General features: G+C 71.0%; 15 protein-coding genes. 11 read left to right on the top strand and 4 right to left on the bottom strand.

The annotated features are described in order from the left end of the window. Window positions 1-474 precede the first annotated feature (474 nt). From WME98_RS48180 to WME98_RS48160, 5 genes are all read left to right on the top strand, one after another. Window positions 475-1,362 (top strand): hypothetical protein, encoded by an 888-nt coding sequence (locus tag WME98_RS48180; protein WP_437948279.1) that lies wholly within the window; start codon window positions 475-477, stop codon window positions 1,360-1,362. 180 nt (window positions 1,363-1,542) lie between these two features. After that, on the top strand, window positions 1,543-2,958 hold the full coding sequence (locus WME98_RS48175) for a sigma factor-like helix-turn-helix DNA-binding protein (RefSeq protein WP_437948278.1): 1,416 nt from the start codon (window positions 1,543-1,545) through the stop codon (window positions 2,956-2,958). Between the two features lie 608 nt (window positions 2,959-3,566). Beyond that, on the top strand, window positions 3,567-4,169 hold the full coding sequence (locus WME98_RS48170) for a hypothetical protein (RefSeq protein ID WP_437948277.1): 603 nt from the start codon (window positions 3,567-3,569) through the stop codon (window positions 4,167-4,169). Window positions 4,170-4,314: 145 nt separating this feature from the next. Continuing rightward, window positions 4,315-5,460, top strand: coding sequence for a hypothetical protein (locus WME98_RS48165; RefSeq protein WP_437948276.1), 1,146 nt, complete (start codon window positions 4,315-4,317; stop codon window positions 5,458-5,460). A 295-nt stretch (window positions 5,461-5,755) separates the two neighbouring features. After that, complete coding sequence (locus tag WME98_RS48160; protein WP_437948275.1) at window positions 5,756-6,220, top strand: hypothetical protein; 465 nt, start codon at window positions 5,756-5,758, stop codon at window positions 6,218-6,220. On the opposite strand, the gene WME98_RS48155 is transcribed toward WME98_RS48160, so the two are convergent. Together WME98_RS48155 and WME98_RS48150 are read right to left on the bottom strand one after the other, a co-directional pair. Next, window positions 6,186-6,566 (bottom strand): hypothetical protein, encoded by a 381-nt coding sequence (locus tag WME98_RS48155; protein ID WP_437948274.1) that lies wholly within the window; start codon window positions 6,564-6,566, stop codon window positions 6,186-6,188. The genes WME98_RS48160 and WME98_RS48155 overlap by 35 nt on opposite strands. Before the next feature lie 310 nt (window positions 6,567-6,876). After that, complete coding sequence (locus WME98_RS48150; protein WP_437948273.1) at window positions 6,877-7,383, bottom strand: hypothetical protein; 507 nt, start codon at window positions 7,381-7,383, stop codon at window positions 6,877-6,879. 680 nt (window positions 7,384-8,063) lie between these two features. Here WME98_RS48150 and WME98_RS48145 point away from each other — a divergent pair. Beyond that, window positions 8,064-9,575: a metallophosphoesterase gene (locus tag WME98_RS48145; RefSeq protein ID WP_437948272.1), complete on the top strand. Its 1,512-nt coding sequence runs from the start codon at window positions 8,064-8,066 to the stop codon at window positions 9,573-9,575. Between the two features lie 76 nt (window positions 9,576-9,651). Here the strand turns inward: WME98_RS48145 and WME98_RS48140 are convergent, their stop codons facing one another. After that, entirely contained in the window at window positions 9,652-10,071 is a 420-nt protein-coding gene (locus tag WME98_RS48140) for a hypothetical protein (RefSeq protein ID WP_437948271.1), read from the bottom strand. Further along, complete coding sequence (locus tag WME98_RS48135) at window positions 10,068-10,805, bottom strand: hypothetical protein (protein ID WP_437948270.1); 738 nt, start codon at window positions 10,803-10,805, stop codon at window positions 10,068-10,070. Before WME98_RS48135 ends, WME98_RS48140 begins: the two co-directional genes overlap by 4 nt. Window positions 10,806-11,094: 289 nt before the next feature. On the opposite strand from WME98_RS48135, the gene WME98_RS48130 reads away from it, so the two are divergent. The 5 genes from WME98_RS48130 (at window position 11,095) to WME98_RS48110 (ending at window position 17,347) form a co-directional block, all read left to right on the top strand. Further along, complete coding sequence (locus tag WME98_RS48130; RefSeq protein WP_437948269.1) at window positions 11,095-13,176, top strand: hypothetical protein; 2,082 nt, start codon at window positions 11,095-11,097, stop codon at window positions 13,174-13,176. A gap of 117 nt (window positions 13,177-13,293) precedes the next feature. After that, on the top strand, window positions 13,294-13,716 hold the full coding sequence (locus WME98_RS48125) for a hypothetical protein (protein WP_437948268.1): 423 nt from the start codon (window positions 13,294-13,296) through the stop codon (window positions 13,714-13,716). Then, the gene (locus WME98_RS48120; RefSeq protein ID WP_437948267.1) at window positions 13,713-14,501 is read left to right on the top strand and encodes a hypothetical protein; all 789 of its coding nucleotides are present in this window, start codon (window positions 13,713-13,715) and stop codon (window positions 14,499-14,501) included. Before WME98_RS48125 ends, WME98_RS48120 begins: the two co-directional genes overlap by 4 nt. Window positions 14,502-14,549: 48 nt before the next feature. After that, window positions 14,550-15,536 (top strand): hypothetical protein, encoded by a 987-nt coding sequence (locus tag WME98_RS48115; protein ID WP_437948266.1) that lies wholly within the window; start codon window positions 14,550-14,552, stop codon window positions 15,534-15,536. Next, window positions 15,533-17,347 carry an ArnT family glycosyltransferase gene (locus WME98_RS48110; RefSeq protein WP_437948265.1) on the top strand — a complete coding sequence of 605 codons (1,815 nt, stop codon included), beginning with the start codon at window positions 15,533-15,535 and terminating at the stop codon, window positions 17,345-17,347. The genes WME98_RS48115 and WME98_RS48110 overlap by 4 nt, the downstream gene beginning before the upstream one ends. The last annotated feature ends 1 nt before the right edge of the window (window position 17,348 follow it).

Raw genomic sequence — 17,348 nt, 5'->3', positions numbered from 1 at the left:
GTGCTCCCTTGCCGAGCTTCTCGGCCATGCCGCCGTGCTCTCGGCCTCGTCCGAAGCGGCCGGCCTTGCTCCCGCTCCGCGCGCTCCTCTGAGGCTGTCAGCGTGCCTCGGGCTGGGCTTCCGCTGGCGCCCTGCGCGGGCGGGCACCTTCCGAGCCCCGGTGCCGTGCCGCGTGACACCACGCATGTCCCATCGCCGCCTCCAGGCCCTGCCAAGTGACACTACGTGTGCCCCTCCGCATACGGATCGGCCTGCAAAATGACACTACGTGTGTCCCGCCGTTTACAGATCCGCCTGCAAAATGACACTACATGACCCCATCCGCACCCGCCCCAGGCTCCGCGGCCACGGGCTGCGCCTCCCCTCGCAGCCGCACCCCCGTCGCGTCGAACTCCTGCGCTCCTCCCGGTCCGAGCACACATCCGGCGCCGATCTGCCCCCACGGCCCCGCTCGCTCGGATCTACGTTCCCAAGATGGCCAAAGCCAAGACCCAACAACCCCACACCGGGAAGTCGCCCACCGCGACTCCCACGGCACACGCAACCTACCGCGCCTGCTACCAGCGCTTTGCCCCGCTGGCCGCCGATCTCCCGGAGCGCGACGTCGAGGTCTGTCGCGCGGACGTGCGGATCGCCTTCGCCAACGTGAAGCGCGGCGTCCAGGCCGCCTGCGCCGATCCGGCGCGCATCCGCAAGGCCCTTCCCGAGCTGCCGCTCGATGACGTGCTCGCGCTGCCGGATCTCGGCCGGGCCCTGATCTTCGCCGCCACGCGCGTCACGGCTAAGGCCGCGAGCACTCGTGAGATCGACGCCAAGCTCAAGCTCGTCATTGAGCTGCGCGAGCCGATGCTCACGCTCGCCGAGACCCTGGCCAAGCGCGGCCTCCTGCCGAAGGACGTGGTGGCCGAGATCCGCGCCGGCAGCGGCAAGTACGACCTCGCCAGCGACGGCATGGCGCTCGCCCACCTGTACGAGGAGCACGCGGCCGCGCTCCGCGGAAAGCACCCCTTCACCCAGGAAGAGCTCAATCTGCTGCGGGAAGCGAGCGAGTGGCTGCTCGACACCCTCACCCCCGAGGGCGCCCGCCGGCCCGCGGCCAAGCAGCGCGGCGAGGCCGAGAATATGCGCGACCGGCTCTGGACGCTCCTGGTCCGCCGGTACGCGGACCTCCGGAAGATCGCCTATTACTTCCACGGCGACGCGTTCGAGGACGTGACTCCCAAGCTCCTGTCCCGCTTGTCGAGCTCCGCCGCCGAGGACGAAGGCGAAGAGGTCGAGGCTGAAGACGACGGCAGCGAGGACGCCGACGGGGGAGGCAGCGGCGGGGCCGTCGAGCGGCCCGCCAGCCCGCCGTCGCCGTAAACCGCGCTCGACCCCCACCGCGCCGCGCGCCGGCGGCGGACGGGCGCCGGCGGACTCGTGCCGGCGAAACACAAACGGGTCCGGAGAGCCCCCCGCAATGAAAGGGGTATGAGCGCACCTCTCTCGCCACCCGCCGGCACCTCCCGCGATCGCACCTGGAACGCCCTTCATACAGCCGCAGTGGAAACGCTCCCCGGCGTGTTCCGGCTCCTGGGCGTGGCCGAGCCCGACATCGACGACCTCCTCCAGGAGGTCCTCCTCACGGCGTACAAGACCCTGGATCGCTTCGACCCCGACTGGCAGCCATCCCAGCCCAGCTGGCACCCGCCCCAGACCGAGGTGGGCGTCGCCGGCGATCCCGCGCGCCGGGCAGACCGAGCTCAGCACCGCAGCGCCGAGGCGCGGTGGGTGTTCGGGATCGCCTGGCGGAAGGTCGGCCGCTACCTGGGTCGCGCCCGTCGCCGCCGCGAGCTGGCGCATGGCCTGGTGCCCGCGTGGTGCTCCGAAGCGGTCGATCCCGCGCCGCTCAGCGAGCAGCGCGCCGTGGCGCGAGAGCGGCTGGAGCTCGTGATCGACCTGCTCTGGACGCTGGCCCCGGAGCGGCGGCTCATCCTGGTGCTGCACGAGGCGTACGAGGTGCCGCTCGCCGAGATCGCGCGCGATCTCGGCATCAACTACAACACCGCCACGAGCCGGCTGCGCCTCGCCCGCGCGGACTACCGCGCTGCCGTCCAGCGGCTGCGCCCGGAGCAGCGAGACGCGCTGCGCGGCTGCTGGCTCGGGTTTCCGCTGGCGTCCGCGTTTCTGGCGCGCGAGCACGCCGGAACGACCGCGCCCGCGCTTCCTGAGGCCGCGCCGCCTGGGGCTGCGCTTCCTGAGGCCGCGCCGCCTGCGCCCGTGCTTCCTGAGGAAGCATCGCCTGAAGTCGTGCCGCCTGAGGTCGCGCCGCCTGCGCCCGCGCTTCCTGAGGCCGCGCTGCCTGACGCCGCGCTGCCGCCGCCGGCACCGCCTGCGCTGGCGCCGCCGGCATCTGCGCCAGCGGGGCTCGCGGGCTGGCTCGCCCGGCTGGCCCAGGTGAGACCCGCGCTCCGGTGGACCGGGGCGAGCGCTGGATACGCCCTGGCCTTGCTGCTGGCGCTCGCGCCGCCGCGACCGCTCTGGGCTGACCGCTTCGGCGCGCCTCTGGCCGATCTGCTCCTCCGCGCGCGCAGCGCCCGCGCGATGGAGGTGGCGCCGCGGGAGACGCCGGCGCCGCAGCCCACCGTGCCGGCGCCCGACGTGACCTCCCGGCGCGCCATGGCGCCGCCTCCAGCGCGCGACGTCGCGCCGTCTCCAGCGCGCGACGTCGCGCCGCCTCCAGCGCCGTCGACGAGCGCGCGGGAAGACTCGTTCGTCGAGGAGTACCGGGTGCTCGACGCGGCGCAGGCGATGCTCTCCGCCGGCGATCCCGCCGGGGCGCTCCAGCAACTCGCCCTGCACGAGCAGCGGTTCCCGAGCGGCCGTCTGAGGTCGGTGCGCGAGCGGTTCCGGGAGCTCGCGCAGGCGCGCCTGGCCGGCTCCGCCGAGGGCGCGGCGAGCGCGGAGCCGCCGCGATGAGCCGGCCCCACGACGGACGGGCACGGCGTGCGCGGCCCGCGCGCGGCGCCTCGAGGCCTCGACGCCATGACCGGCGCGCGGCGCTCGCCGGTGCCGCCGCCCTCGGGGCCGCGTACCTGCTCTCCGTCGAGGCAGCTCACGCCGAGCCGGAGCCGCGTCCGAGGGCGGCGCGCCTCGAGTACGTGCGCGGTCGGGGCGCCGAACGCTGCCCTGACGCGTCTTTCCTGCGCGCGGAGGTGGCGCGGGTGGTCGGCGCGGATCCGTTCCGGGACGACGCTCCGCTCCTGATCTCGGCCAGGATCGAGCGCCAGGGGGCCGAGCTCGTCGCCTCCCTGGCGCTGCGCGACAGCGAGGGGAAGACCCGGTGGGCCGACGGGTTCAGCACCACCAGAGCCTGCGAGGTGCTCGTCGCCGGCATGGGCCTCGCTGTCGCAGCGCAGCTCCTGAGCATGCCGGAGCGAGGGTCGCGTGAGGCTTCGCCGCGTGGAGCTGCGCAGGCGCCGCCGGGAGCGCCCGAGCCTATGCCGCCTGCGCAGGCTCCGCAGGGGGCGCCCGAGCCTATGCCGCCTGCGCAGGCTCCGCAGGGGGCGCCGAGGGCTTCACCGCCCATGCAGGCGGCGCGCGCGGCGCCGGAGCCGTCCGGCCGGGTCGCGCCGGCGCTGCCTACCTCCGCCGATGAGGAAGCGCCGGCGGGTCCTTCCGAGCCGTTGCGGATCGAGGCGGGGCTAGGGGCGACCGTCGGACTGGGGATCACGCCGGGGGTCGCGGCCGGGACGACCCTGGCCCTCGGCGCGCGCTGGTCGGACTGGTCGGTCGCCGTGGAGGCGCGGGGGCTCGTCTCGTTGGCGAAGGAGGTCGAGGGCATGCCTCTCGGGACAACGGCCTTCACGGTAGCCACCGTCGCCTGCCTTCGCGGTAGCCACCTGTTCGGCTGCGGGCTCGCGACGCTCGGCGCTGTCCGATTCGTCCCGGAAGAGCCATGGAACATGCGTGTACGCAGCAAGGCCCTGTTCGGGGTCGGCGCGCGGCTCGGCAGCGCGTGGCGGCTCTCGGACAGGTGGTCTGCGCATGTCCACGCCGAGGCGATCGGGATCGTGGAAGAAGCGCGGCTCAGGCGTCAGGTGGACCATGCCGTGACGCCAGCGCCGCTCTACTGGACGTCTCCGCCGCTCGGCGTAGCTTTCGGGCTGGGGGTTACCGCCAGCTACTGAGCGGACCCGCGAGACGGGACCCAACGTCGTGAGGATTGGTGAGAAAAATATGTTCGAATTTGCAATGACGAGCTCGCGGATGACTACGACCGTCAGGGGAGATGGTCGTTGTCTGTGTGGAGCGGTATGGGTTACCTTGCCACGCATGCGGATCTACCCGTTGTTGATGGCAGGGTTCCTCGTGTTGCCGGGCTGCGCTGGCGATCCAACCGTCTACGGGCCTTGTCAGCCCAGTGAATACGGCTCTCCGGCATGCCCGTACCCCGAGGCGGGCACCGGGGATGCGGGCGACGGCGGTGATGGGGGCGGAGGCTCCGGCGGCGGCGGAGGCGGAGGCGGGACCGCCGGCGGCGACGAGAGCGCCTGCGCCGGCGACTGCATCCCGCCGGCGCCCCTCGGCTGGTTCGGCCCGGCGCTCCTCTGGTACGGCCCGCCGGACCAGGGGCCCGGCTGCCCCGCCGAGGCGCCGAACGTCGGCTACCAGGGCTTCGCCGACCTGGCGCCAGCCCCGCTCGCCTGCGCGGCCTGCGTTTGCGACCCGCCGGCATCTGCCTCGTGCGAGCTCCCGCTGGGCTGGTCGGCGCACACGGCCGCGGCGTGTACCGCCGGCGGCCCCGGCAGCATCGAGACCGCCTTCACGGCGCCCGACGGTTGGGACGGCGCCTGCACCGCGACGAACGCGATCCCCGCGGGCCAGGACTGCGGCGGACAGCCGTGCGTGCAGTCGCTCTCGGTCGACGCGCCCACCGTGCTGGTGACCGCCGCGTGCACGCCCAGGGTGGACGAGCCGCCGCCGCCGACGCGCGAGGATCCGTGGCAGACCCGGGCGCTCGCCTGCCTGCCCGGCGCCTACACCGAGTGCCCGGACGACCGGAGCACCTGCATGCCGTCGCCTGGCGAGCCCGGGGTACCGCCGCCCGGCGGCTTCCTGACGTGCATCTTCCACGAGGGCGACGTGACCTGCGAGAGCCCTTATCTGGACAGGCACGTCTTCTACAGCGGCGCCGAGGACACGCGCGGCTGCTCGGAGTGCGCCTGCGGGGCGCCGGAGGGCGCGTCGTGCACGATCATGGCCTCGGTATACAGCGACGGCGCGTGCGCGAACCTGCTCGCGTCGAACGTCGTGAGCTCGACGACGCCGTTCTGCGGGGTGACGCCGCCCGGCGTCGCGTTCGGCAGCAAGTCGGCGGAGGTCGTCGCCGTGGATCCCGGCGCCTGCGCGCCGAGCGGCGGCGAGCCGACGGGCGAGCTGCTGCCGGCCGAACCGTCGACCTTCTGTTGCCTCGCATAGGCTCGACCTGGCCGGCGCGGGGCGGCCCATGTCGTGGTCGGGGTCCGGGCCGCTGCTCCGCGTTTGCGGTCGACCTACTCCACCGGGCGGCGACGCGCTCGACCCTGCTCACGGACCCGTGGCAAGCGAGGGCAGTCTGCTGAGCATCACGCTGCCTCGTATGTGGCTGCCGAGCTCGGCCTTGGACCGATGGTGACCCGTGTCGATTTTCTCGACTATCTCGATCGTCAATACAAATCGACCAAAGGCTGCGCCGGCGCGCCCTTCCGACGGGAGACTGGACTAGACTTCGGGCATGCCTCACCCGGATCAGCCCTTCACCAACGAAGAAGAAGAAGAGGATCTGCTCGACGAAGAAGGAGAGAATCTGCTCGATTGGGCAACCACGACCGTGGTCTACGCCGTCGGCTACATCCGCATTCTCGCCGACGCGATCGAGAGCGGCGACGCCGATCTCCAGGTGGATCCCGTGGCGTGGGAAAACACCTTGAACGCCGTCGAGGGGGTGATGGCGGATCAACTCCGAGGTCACCTGCACGGGCCTACACCCATCACCGTGGAAGACGTCGAACGGGTGCAGCGACTCCGTAGCCTAGGTTCCGCTGCGCTCTCGGGCGGAGAGCGATCATCCGAATTCTGCCCGCTCGCAATTCGGTGCATGGAATCTATGTTCGGGCAGGACTGGAAGCACGCGGCGCGGGAAGCAGCGTCCTGCGCGCGCGCTCTCAATCAGGAGTTCCACCCACGTAGCGGCACATGACGGGTTTGCCGATGAAGAACGTACAGCTATCTCCGTTCTCGTAGTAGTACCAGCAGCTGGTGATCAGGCCGAGGCCTCTGCATTGCCACAGTAGTCCCGTTTTGACGTTGTTTTTGTATGGATGTTTTCGCCCGCCCGGGCATGATATTCCTGCGTTGGCGCACTTCTCCATGCACTCGGCGCCGTGCTCACGTCGCTTGCAGCGGATGACCTTGAATGAGCCGATTGCTTCCGGTTCGGTTGTGGGACCATTCTCCGCATTGTCGTCAAGTGTCAGATTGTCAGCTCCTGGATCGATGTTTGGTGTGTCGATCTCCGTCTCATCGAGATTTTCTGATGGATGCATGAGACAAGATGCAACGCATAGAGCGACTCCATGGATCGAGGTGATGACGGCGACCGTTGGAACCATTCGCATGGTACGGGCGACGCAAGCTGCGAGCCACCTCGGTCGATTGTGACGGTGTCACGCGGTGCGCATTCCGGAGCGGTAGGACGAGGAAAATCGGCCGTAGGTGGCATCGTCCGGGTGTCCTGCGCTCCTCGAGAAAAAGGCCTGAGCACCAGCTGGATGAGCTGCGAGAACTACGGAACCTGCCCGGCGGCCGCGAGCTGCTCGAGCCTGCGTCGCACCCACGCTCGCCAGCGAGATCGAACTACTCGGTATCGCTCGCGGACAGCTCGATTCCCAGCACGCCACAGGCCAGGCGAGTACAGGAGGCGCAGATGTTGGCTTCCGGCCCGGCTACGACCTTCGACCCTGTATCTCCGCAGAACGAACATGACCTGGGTGTCGCGGCTCCTCTCTCGTGCGCGAGATCGCCTCGGGCCGCGTCGAGCTGGCCTCCGGCTCCAGCGAGCTCATCGATGATGGCCACCGCGGCATGCATCAATCCGATGGACTCGCGTGTCGCCGCGAGCATTCCTTGCACGACGGTCGTGGGCGCGCGCGCAGGATCGGTCGGATCCGACGCTATCTTTCTACAGTGTCTTAGCGTGGATTCCGCGCTGGTAATAGCGGCGTCCACGAGTCGCTGGTATCGATCCAGCGCCTCGCGCCCAAGACGCAGATCGTTGGTTGCGCGTTCGAGGCTCTCGGTCGCTGCGCTTCGTGCGACCTGAGCCAAGTCTTCGACCGCCGTGATCTCGTCGTCGAACGTCATGTGGCAGCCCTCCTGGGCTAATGCGCGTTTTTGAGGCACCTGCGAAACAGTATCAAAGCCGCCGCTATGCACGGTAGTCGGAGGGCTGGTGGAGACGCTTTGCACAGTTTCACGTTGTTCTCGAACGCCTTGCGGCACTGTTTCTTCGTCCATTCCGGCGATGCCGGTGCGTTGCGTGCCTCGTTGTCGTCAAGTGAATACGGTCCTTCCAGGGTCGTTGCGCCGGGTGCACACCTTCCTGTTTCCTGTGCGACCTGCACAGCCAGGGCGCCACCGGCGACCTCCTGAAAATCACGCAGGCCGAGGTTGCCGCGTCATTCGAGCTCGCGCGCCTGATCGCGCGATGGTCGACCGGCGCCGCAGCCGCGCCGGAAATCCAACCCCTCGCGGCCAAGGTCATCGCGCCGTTGCGCTCATCGGTCAATTCCTCCGAGTAGCGACGCGGCGAGTCGTCCGAGCGACGCGCCACTCCCCGTCCGGCCGGGACTCGACGCCGACCGCGCTGGACGCCGGCGGCGCCGCGCTGATGTTCAGCAACCCGAGACCCAGCGACGGCTGCCCGCCTGCTCGACCCCGAGCTCGCCCTCCTGCTCGCCGTCGAGGCACGCGGCTTGCGTTTCATGCAGTGCAGGGGGCGCGGCCGGTCTCATGGCGGGATCGCTCGACCCCGGAGCAAGGCGATGGACGGCGCAGCCAGGGACATCTTCGTCATCAGCGACCTGCACCTCGGCGACGGCGGCGTGCGCGACAACTTCGATAGCGGCAAGAAGACGCCACAGCTGCGCGCATTTCTCGACCACGTGGGCAGCGAGGGGGGCGAGCTCTTCGTCCTCGGCGACCTCTTCGAGCTCTGGCAGATGAACCTCAGCCTGCTGCTCGTGAAGCGGCGCTCGCTCCTCGACCAGCTCGCCACGCTGCGGCTCACCTACGTGCCCGGCAACCACGACATCGACCTCGCGCACTTCATCGACACGGACTTCCTCCATCACCCCTTCTTCGCCGCCATGCGCGCGCCGTTCGTCCGGGAGCTCGGAGGCAAGCGGTTCCGCTTCTCGCACGGGCACGAGACCGATCCCTTCAACGCCGGCGACGATCCCGGCTTCGGCCGCATGCTCGCCATCTTCGCCGGCGTCTGGGAGGACGAGAACGGCTCTCCGCTCCTCGAGAGCGGCGAGAGCGTGGAGGACGTCCTCGAGCAGTTCGGCGAGTCGATGCTGACGATCTGGCGGCGCGCCCTTTCGACGATGCACGGGCGCGGCGCGAAGCAGGACGTACGCCCCACCTCGGCCCTCACGCCGGCGCAGAACCCGGATCGGCTCGGCGAGCACGTGGCCGGGGTCCGCGCAGCGCTGGAGAGGGGGGGCGACCATGACGTGGCGGTGCTCGGGCACACCCACAAGCCAGGTCGTATCGGCGATTGGTACTTCAACAGCGGATCCTGGACCGGCCCCCACAACCCCTTTCTCCGCATCTCCCCGGACGGTCACGTGCGCTATCTCGAGTGGAAGGACGGCCGCGAGACCGAGCGCGAGATGCCGGTGGTGCGACCGGAGGCAGGGCCCGGCCGCGCGCCGCCGGTGAAGAAGAATCCGATCGCCGCGGCGCACGCCGCCGCGCGGACGCTCTTCCCGAAGCCGACCCGGCCGGAGCGCTCCCGGTGGGTCCTCATCGCGCAAGGCGCCCTCGCGCTCGCGGTGGGCGCCGGCGCCCTGACCATCTCGGTCGGTCAGGGCTCGTCCGCGGGGTGGCGGTTGCTCGTCTCGGCGTTCGCGGTCTACGCGCTCGCCGATGGCGCCCTGTCGCTGCTCGGGGCGTCGCGCGAGCCGCCCGTCCGGCGCCTCCTCTCGCGCGTGCGCGGCGTGGCGAGCCTCCTGCTCGGCCTCCTCGTGCTCCGGCGCGGCTACGTGGTCGAGATCTTCGTGGTCCTCGTCGGGATCTGGGCGTTCGTCTCCGGCGCGCTGCGCGTCGCGGCGTCGGTCGTGCTCAAGGGCATGGTGGAGTCGAGGTGGCTCTTCCTGGTGGGTACAGGCTCGATGCTCGCCAGCCTCGTCCTGCTCTCGCTCCCCGCGTCGGCGGTGCTGCTCAAGTACGCGCTCGCCGCGTATCTCTGCTACTACGGCGCGGGAGAGCTCCTGGCCGGCATCTTCGGACAGCGGCTGCCCAGGGCGGCGCGCCTCCACCCCTCCGCCTGAGGCGGCCCGCGCGTCATGAAAGGGCAACGGGACAGGAACGCTGAGGCGATCGAAGGCTCGATGGAATGCCCGGGCCTCATTGTGGGTCGGGCTTGCTGGTCAACACGGCCTGGGTCTCCTCTGGAGGTCCTTCGAACGCGTCCCAACCCTCCTGCGGTTCTATGCCGAACTCGTCAAGGAACGCGCGCGCTCCCTGCACGATATCAGCCGGAATATCAGCGTCGGGCATCCACGCGCTGAAAAGATCGCGCAGCTTCTGGGCGTGAGCCGTCGTTATCCGCCTGGTGCTGCCATCGTAGTTTCTCTCCCATTCCGCAGCTACGGGGATGTAAGCGTCCAGGTGCTGCAGGATGTGTTCGCGACTCGGCAAGCTGGCGCCACTCGCCGCAAACCGCGGCGATGCGAAGAAAACCATGATATCCAGCAGGCGCATGAAGGATGTCATGAAATCCTTGAATCGTGCCTGTTGCTCGATCTCCGTGTTGTGGACGCTCATTTTAGCATCTTCCATTCGCCGTCGATATAGCTGAAGGAAACGGGGACGCCCCGGAAACTGCTGATTATCGTGCCTGCAGAACCAACGACCTCCGCGTCGACGATGCAGACATACGAGCACCATCCCTTGACCGCAAGGTTCGCGAGCGACCCGAACCACTCAGGGCACGGCTTGCACCGTCCATCACCGCAGTCGTTCGGACCGCAGACGGCCCATCGCTGCTTGGATCTGGACCAGACCTTGTGGCTGTAAGGACAACCAAACTCGTCGGCGCACTCGTACCTCACGATGTAGCCCATCGGAAGCGCAGGGAGAAGAGCGGGGTCCATGGTTGCCACCCAAGCATCGGCTTGCTCCAGCGCCCACGGAAGATGGCGCTCGACCAACATGCTTAGCGCCACTTCGTCGAGTGACTCCGGTGCCACCCCTTCGCTTTCAATAGCGCCGTCAAGCAGGTACAGAGCGTAGCTCGTCCTGGCTGTGGCGACGGCTAATTGGAGCGGATCTGCGCTCGCTATTGCATCGGTAAACACGTCTTCTTCGGACGCGGGCTCAGTGGGGCTTCGCGGGGCGTTCTCCTCCTCTCCTGGGTCGCTGAAATCCGTCAAATCGTCGGAACGATCTGCGTCTTCCGAGCCGGTGCCAAATCGGAACGTGCAACTTGGCGTCAGTGCTACACCGAGCGCCGCGGAACATGCGAGGGCGCAGATTCTCATGAGGACGTGCTGCGTCATGCGACGATGGCTCCTTTCACGTCATACCAGATCGAGGCCACGCACCTGGCGAGCGGGGCCTTGGGGACGAAACGGTAGAACTTCGCCGCCATGGCACGAGGGTCGCCACGAACACGTTCGCGATCAAGCCGAGCGGAGGCTCGAGGTAGAGGGTCGCGACGCGGAGCTCGCTCACGTGGATTCCGCCCGCGGACGTGACGTCATCGGCCGAGACGCTCAGGGCGACGAGACCTCGCCCGCAGAAAAGGGGTCGGAGCCCCGAGCGCGCCCAACTACGGTAGCTCCAGCCATGAAGACCGCCCTCCCGACCCCCGCCTCCCGCGCCCCGCTCGCCGCGCTCGCCGGGCTCGCCGCCCTCGCCGCGGGGGCCGCCTGCGTGCAGCCGCACGCCTCCCCGCCGGCCGAGCCGCCCAAAGCAGCCCAGCCAGCGCCCCCCGCCGCCCAGGCCGCGCCCTCGCCGCCGCCGTTCGGCCAGATCCCCCGGCTCGACTTCAACCGCATCGCCGTGGAGCTCGATCTGCCGCTCTTCTGGATCGCGGACCGGAACAGCTCGGGCGCCGTCGAGCCCGACGAGGTCGCCGCCCTCTGGCACCACACCAAGGCGCCCGCCTGGGTCGCCTCCGGGGCCTTCACCCCGGAGTTCACCTCGGCCTACGCCGCCATGCTCAAGATCAAGGCCGAAGGGCACCCGCGGGCCGGCCTCGACGAGGCCGAGCAGCGGCGCCGCGACGCCGTGCTCGCGGAGCTCGCGGCCGGCCGGCCGTCGCTCCTCCGGTCCGACTTCCGCGGCGCGTCCGCCGAGGACCGGGCCATCGTCGGCCACCTGCTCAAGGTGGCCGCGCTGATCGACCAGATCCACGCGAAGCAGCTCGGCTCCGCCGGCATGGCCGACAAGATCCCGGCCGACGATCCGGCGAGCCGGGCGCTCTTCTGGCGCAACCAGGGGCCCTGGTGCGAGCAGCCGAAGACCCGCAACGATCCGAACTGCAACGCGCTGCCCGGCAAGCCGCCCCGCGTGACCGGCGCCTACCCGGCGCGGCTCCAGCAGGACAAGAAGTTCTGCGCCGCGCTCGAGGCGCGGCGCGACCAGCAGGCGCTCCTCTCGCCGTTCACCCTGGTCGTCGAGGAGGGCGGCGCGCTCAAGGCCGTGCCGTACAGCGAGGCCTACAAGCCCGAGATGGAGGCGGTGAGCCGGGAGCTCAAGGCCGCGGCCGAGGCGATCCAGAGCCCCGGCGAGGCCGCCTTCAAGGCGTACCTGCTCGCGGCGTCGCAGGCGTTCCTCGACAACCAGTGGGAGCTCGCGGACGAGCCGTGGTCGAAGATGAACGCCGAGAACTCGGCGTGGTACCTGCGCGTGGGGCCGGACGAGACGTACTGGGAGCCGTGCAGCCGCAAGGCGGGCTTCCACGTGAGCTTCGCGCGCATCAACCAGGAGTCGCTCGCCTGGCAGAAGAAGCTCGACCCGGCGAAGGCCGACATGGAGGCGGCCTTCGCGAGGCTCGCGGGCGCGCCGTACAAGGAGCGCAAGGTCGCGTTCCACCTGCCCGACTTCATCGACGTCGTGCTGAACGCCGGCGACTCGCGCGCCGCGACCGGCGGGACCGCGGGGCAGAGCCTGCCGAACTGGGGGCGGGTCGCGACCGAGGGCCGCGGCCGCACCGTGGCCATGGTGAACCTCTTCGACGACGACGACAGCCGCGCCGCCCTCCGGGAGGCCGCCGCGTCGCTCCTCTGCAAGGCCACGATGGAGAGCGTCTCGCTCGAGCGGCCCGTCGCGACGCTGGGCACGGTGCTGCACGAGGCGGCCCACAACCTGGGACCGACGCAGAACTACAAGGTGAAGGGCAAGACCGACAACGAGATCTTCGGCGGGCCGCTCGCCACGATGCTCGAGGAGTTCAAGGCGCAGACCGGCGCGCTCTTCTTCACCGGCTGGCTCGCCGAGCGGGGCGTGATCGATCCGGCGCTCGCCCGCATGGCGGAGACGCGGGAGGTGATCTGGGCGCTCGGGCAGGTGGGGCAGGGGATGTACACCGCGGGCGGCGAGCCGCGGCCGTACGGCCAGCTCGCCGCGATTCAGCTCGGCAGCCTGCTCGACGCGGGCGCGCTCGGCTTCTACCGCGGCGAGGCGGCGGCGAACGGCGCGGACAAGGGGTGCTTCTCGATCCAGGCCGACAAGCTGCCCGCCGCGGCGGAGGCGCTCGCGAGGACGGTGCTCGGCATCAAGGCGCGCGGCGACAAGGCCGCCGCGCAGCGCCTGCGCGACGACTACGTCGAGAAGGAAGGGGCGTGGAAGGCGCTGCGCGGGGTGATCGAGGAGCGCATGCAGCGCATGCCGTTCGGCAGCGTCGTGTACGCGATCGAGCTGTAGCGAATCTTCCCCGGGGCCTCCGCGCGCGCAGGCATGCCGGGCGGAGCGCCACCGGCGAAGCCCTGCCCTTGACGATCGAGCGGAAGGCTACGGATACTCGCGTGCCATGAGGAGCCCGTGACGCCCTACTACCGCCGCGACCAGGCCGACGGCATCACGCCGCCGAACCTCGCCGACGAGTCGACCTACGCGGAGCACATCGTCCATGCGCGCGGCAAGCGCACGCGGTTCACGTCGCTGAGCCTCGACCCGGCCACCATCGTCGACTTCGGGCCTCAGCTCTGGCGGCTGCTGGAGCCCGAGATCTACGACGACGGGCACGGCGTCGTCGCCCACGACGCCCTGGTCGGCTCCCTTCGGGAGGACCTCAGGTCCGCGCCCGATCCGGCTGCCCGCGAGCTCGCGGCCCGGGCGCTCCCGCGCGCGGTCAAGCGCCGGGAGGCGCTCGTCCACTGGAGCTTCGATGTCTCCCGGATCGCCCGCAAAGAGCTCTCGGAGTGGGCGCGGCCTCACGTGCGGCACTACTTTGTGAAGGTATGAGCACCGAGCTGTTCTCGTGTCGCAACTGCATCCACAACCCGGCCCAGGGGCTCACGCTGGGGCCGGGCGCAGGCTTCTGCCTGACGTGGGGCTCCGTCATCGAGCGGCCGGAACAGACGACCTGCAAATACCTGCATCGCAAGGATTTGCCGATGTTCCTCGCTCGCCGTGGCATCCAGGAGCACCAGGACGAGTTCTCTCAGGTGCCGCACATGGCCGACCTCGAGACCCATGAGCCCGTCGTCCCACGCGCCTATGACAGCGACGACGTGCCCGACGCGGAGCGGCTGGACAACGTGACCCGGGCCGTCGCCGCTTACCACGCGCTGGACAGCGCGCCGGACGCCACCGCGCAGCGCCGCTCCTTGACGCTGGCGACGTTCGCGGGGGCCGCGGACGGCCGCAGGGCCATGACGTACGCGAGCCTGGTGCGCCGCGTGCTCGCCAGCGGAGCCCCGGCGCGCATGTGGACGCGACGCGTGCTGGACCTGCTGGACGAGATCGACGCGGATGTGCTGTTTCGAGCCGCGGACCTCCTCGAGGCCAGCGGAGCGGCGGACGCCAGGTGGGAGGTGGCGCATGCGCGCCTCTCGTGCATCCAGGAGTTCGGCTGGCACGCGGGGCAAGAGCGGCTGATGTACCCGATGACAGAGCTCGGAGCCCACGTCGCCGAGGAAGACTGGAACGGATTCCTCGGCGCGCTCGGGCGGCTCAAGGGGAGCTTCCGGGACCTCGTCATCGCCTTGGACGTCGAGCAGCGAATCCTGAGAGGCCCCGGCCTGTAGCCCGGTGGCGAAGGCCGACAGGACCCCACGGCTCGCCTGGAGAGCCCCATGACCGCGGCGCAACCGCAACAGACGACCCCGCCCGCGCGCCGGTCGGCCAGCGCGCGCGGGCGGCGCCGCGCCCTCGGCCTGCTCGCGCTCGTCGGCCTCCCCGCGCTCGGCCTCGGCGAGCTCGCGGCGCACGTCCACTTCAGCGAGCGCGCGCCGGGCTTCGACGCATGGCGCGAGGTGAAGGCGCCCCTCGAGGCGATGATGCAGCCCGGCGACCTCGTGGTCGTGGCGCCCGCGTGGGCCGATCCGGCGGCGCGCCGTGCGCTCGGCGACGCGCTGATGCCCCTGCGCGACGCCGCGCGGCCCGACGAGAGCCGGTACGCGGCCGCCGTGGAGATCAGCGTCCTCGGGCAGCGCGCCGAGGAGCTCGCGGGCTTCCGCGAGGAGGCGCGGCAGGAGCACGGCCGCTTCGTGCTCCGGCGCCTCGTGAACCCGTCGCCCGCGCGCGTCGTCTACGACTTCGTCGATCACGTCGCGCCCGCGTCGGCGGACGCGCGCGTCACCGATCCGCCCGCCGCGTGCCGCTGGAACCCGCGCGCGCGGATCGCCGCCGGCGGCCTCGGCGGCCACCCGACGTTCCCCGCGGAGCGCTTCGAGTGCCCGGGCGGCCCGTTCTTCAACGTGGGGGTGACGGTGATCGCCGACGAGGAGTTCCGCCCGCGCCGGTGCATCTGGTCGCACCCGCCCAGGGACGGCGAGATCGTCACGCGCTTCCGCGACGTGCCGCTCGGCTCGGTGATCCGGGGGCACGCGGGCATGTACTGGATCATCGAGCGCGAGCGGCAGGGCGCGCCGGTCACGCTGTCCGTGCGCGTGAACGGCGAGACCGTGGGCGAGGCGACGCACCACGACGGCGACGGGTGGGCGGCGTTCGAGTTCCCGCTCGCCGCCCACGCGGGCGCGGCGAACGCCGAGGTGGAGTTCTCCGTGAGGTCCGCGGATTACACGCACCGCCACTACTGCTTCGAGGCCGACACCCGATGAAGCGAACGGCGCCCCTCGCGCCCGCCGACGGGCTCGTCGCGGTCGCGCTCGCGGCGGCGTACGTCGCCCTGCTGCTCGCGACCGCGGGCGATCTCGGCTACGCGCGCGACGAGGGGTTCTACTTCTTCGCCGCGAACCGCTACGGCGCGTGGTTCCAGGCGCTCCTCGAGGCGCCCCGCGCCGCGCTCCGCCCGGAGGTCGTCGACGCCGCCTGGTCGGTGAACCACGAGCACCCCGGCCTGATCAAATCGCTGTTCGCGCTGTCGAACCTGCTCCTGCAGAAGCGGCTCGGGCTCTTCGCCATGGAAGGCACGAGCTACCGCTTCCCGGCGATGGCGCTCTCGGGCGCCGGGGTCGCGCTCGTGTACCTCTGGGGAACGCAGGCGCGCGATCGGCTCGCCGGCGCGTCCGCGGCCGTGCTCTTCGCGATGCTGCCGCGGTACTTCTACCACGCGCACCTCGCGTGCTTCGACGCGCCGATCGTGACCGTCTGGGCCGCGTGCGCCTACGCGTACTGGCGCTCGCTGCGCGACGGCGGCGCGCTCTGGCCCGTGCTCACCGGCATCGCCTTCGGCCTCGCGCTCGACACCAAGCACAACTCGTGGTTTTTGCCGATCGTCTGCGTCGCGCACGCCGTCGCGCTGGAGCTCCGGGAGCGGATCGTCGCGCGCCCGGAGGCGGCGGAGGCCGCGCCGGCGCCGCCGCGAGGGGCCCGGCGCTCGGTCGCCGCGCTCGCCGCCATGGCGACGATCGGCCCGCTCGTCTTCTACGCGCTCTGGCCGTGGATCTGGCGCGACACGCTCGCGCGCCTGCGCGAGTACGCGTCGTTCCACCTGAACCACGAGTACTACAACATGGAGTTCCTCGGCCAAAACCACTGGACGCCGCCGATGCCGAGGGCCTACGCGCCGCTGATGACGGCGGCGACGGTGCCCGCCGTGACGCTCTGCCTCTTCGCCGCGGGGCTCTGCGCGGCCGCGCGCGAGCGCCTCGTCTACCCGCTCGCGCGGGCTGCGGCGCGGCTCGCGCCGGAGAGCGGGAGGCTCGCCGCCGCCCGCGCGCTCGCCGCGCGCCTCCGCCCGCCGCCGCCCGACGCCGGCGGCACGGCGCTGCTCTGGTTCCTCGCCATCGCCGCCGTCTACGGCGCGTGGCTCTCGCCGAGCACGCCGATCTTCGGCGGCACCAAGCACTGGATGACGGCCTATCCGTTCATCGCCCTGTTCGCCGGCGCCGCGTTCTCCGCCGCGGTGAGGCGCGCGCGCGTCGGGCTCCGCGCGCTGCTCGTCGCCCGGCGCGGCGCCGGCGCGACCGCCGGCGCCTTCGCGCCGGGGGCCGCGCTCGCCGCCGCGGCGCGCGGGCCGCTGGTCCCGGCGCTGCTCGGGGCGGCGGTGGTCGCGGCGCCCATCGCCGAGACGCTGCACGCGCACCCGTGGGCGCTCTCGGCCTACACGCCGCTGGTCGGCGGCGCGCCCGGCGCCGCGAGCCTCGGGCTGAACCGCACCTTCTGGGGCTACACCACGGGCGCGGTCGTGGACTACCTCAACGAGCACGTCCCGCCCCGGGGGACGGTGTACATCCACGACACCGCCGGCCAGGCGTGGGACATGCTGCTGCGCGACGGGCGCCTGCGAAAGGACATCCGCGGCGTCGGGGCGGCCGCGGGCGCCGACTTCGCCCTGTACCACCACGAGAAGCACATGCTCGGGCAGGCGTACCAGGCGTGGGTCGCGTTCGGGACCACGAGCCCGGATCACATCGCCGGGCTCGACGGCGTGCCGGTGATCCTGGTCTACCGGAACCGGGCCCGCTGAG

It is taken from the genome of Sorangium sp. So ce296 (genome assembly GCF_051529605.1).
Lineage (GTDB): Bacteria > Myxococcota_A > Polyangia > Polyangiales > Polyangiaceae > Sorangium > Sorangium cellulosum_D.
This window is presented reverse-complemented; position numbering and strand designations above follow the sequence as displayed.

Excerpts from the sequence above, each read along its gene's own strand:
- WME98_RS48160 (WP_437948275.1), top strand. The coding sequence starts at position 5,756 with ATGCCTCACCCGGATCAGCCCTTCACCAACGAAGAAGAAGAAGAGGAT.
- WME98_RS48145 (WP_437948272.1), top strand. The coding sequence starts at position 8,064 with ATGGACGGCGCAGCCAGGGACATCTTCGTCATCAGCGACCTGCACCTC.
- WME98_RS48135 (WP_437948270.1), bottom strand. The coding sequence starts at position 10,805 with ATGACGCAGCACGTCCTCATGAGAATCTGCGCCCTCGCATGTTCCGCG.
- WME98_RS48140 (WP_437948271.1), bottom strand. The coding sequence starts at position 10,071 with ATGAGCGTCCACAACACGGAGATCGAGCAACAGGCACGATTCAAGGAT.
- WME98_RS48155 (WP_437948274.1), bottom strand. The coding sequence starts at position 6,566 with ATGCATCCATCAGAAAATCTCGATGAGACGGAGATCGACACACCAAAC.
- WME98_RS48165 (WP_437948276.1), top strand. The coding sequence starts at position 4,315 with ATGCGGATCTACCCGTTGTTGATGGCAGGGTTCCTCGTGTTGCCGGGC.
- WME98_RS48180 (WP_437948279.1), top strand. The coding sequence starts at position 475 with ATGGCCAAAGCCAAGACCCAACAACCCCACACCGGGAAGTCGCCCACC.
- WME98_RS48170 (WP_437948277.1), top strand. The coding sequence starts at position 3,567 with ATGCAGGCGGCGCGCGCGGCGCCGGAGCCGTCCGGCCGGGTCGCGCCG.
- WME98_RS48150 (WP_437948273.1), bottom strand. The coding sequence starts at position 7,383 with ATGACGTTCGACGACGAGATCACGGCGGTCGAAGACTTGGCTCAGGTC.
- WME98_RS48130 (WP_437948269.1), top strand. The coding sequence starts at position 11,095 with ATGAAGACCGCCCTCCCGACCCCCGCCTCCCGCGCCCCGCTCGCCGCG.
- WME98_RS48120 (WP_437948267.1), top strand. The coding sequence starts at position 13,713 with ATGAGCACCGAGCTGTTCTCGTGTCGCAACTGCATCCACAACCCGGCC.
- WME98_RS48115 (WP_437948266.1), top strand. The coding sequence starts at position 14,550 with ATGACCGCGGCGCAACCGCAACAGACGACCCCGCCCGCGCGCCGGTCG.
- WME98_RS48110 (WP_437948265.1), top strand. The coding sequence starts at position 15,533 with ATGAAGCGAACGGCGCCCCTCGCGCCCGCCGACGGGCTCGTCGCGGTC.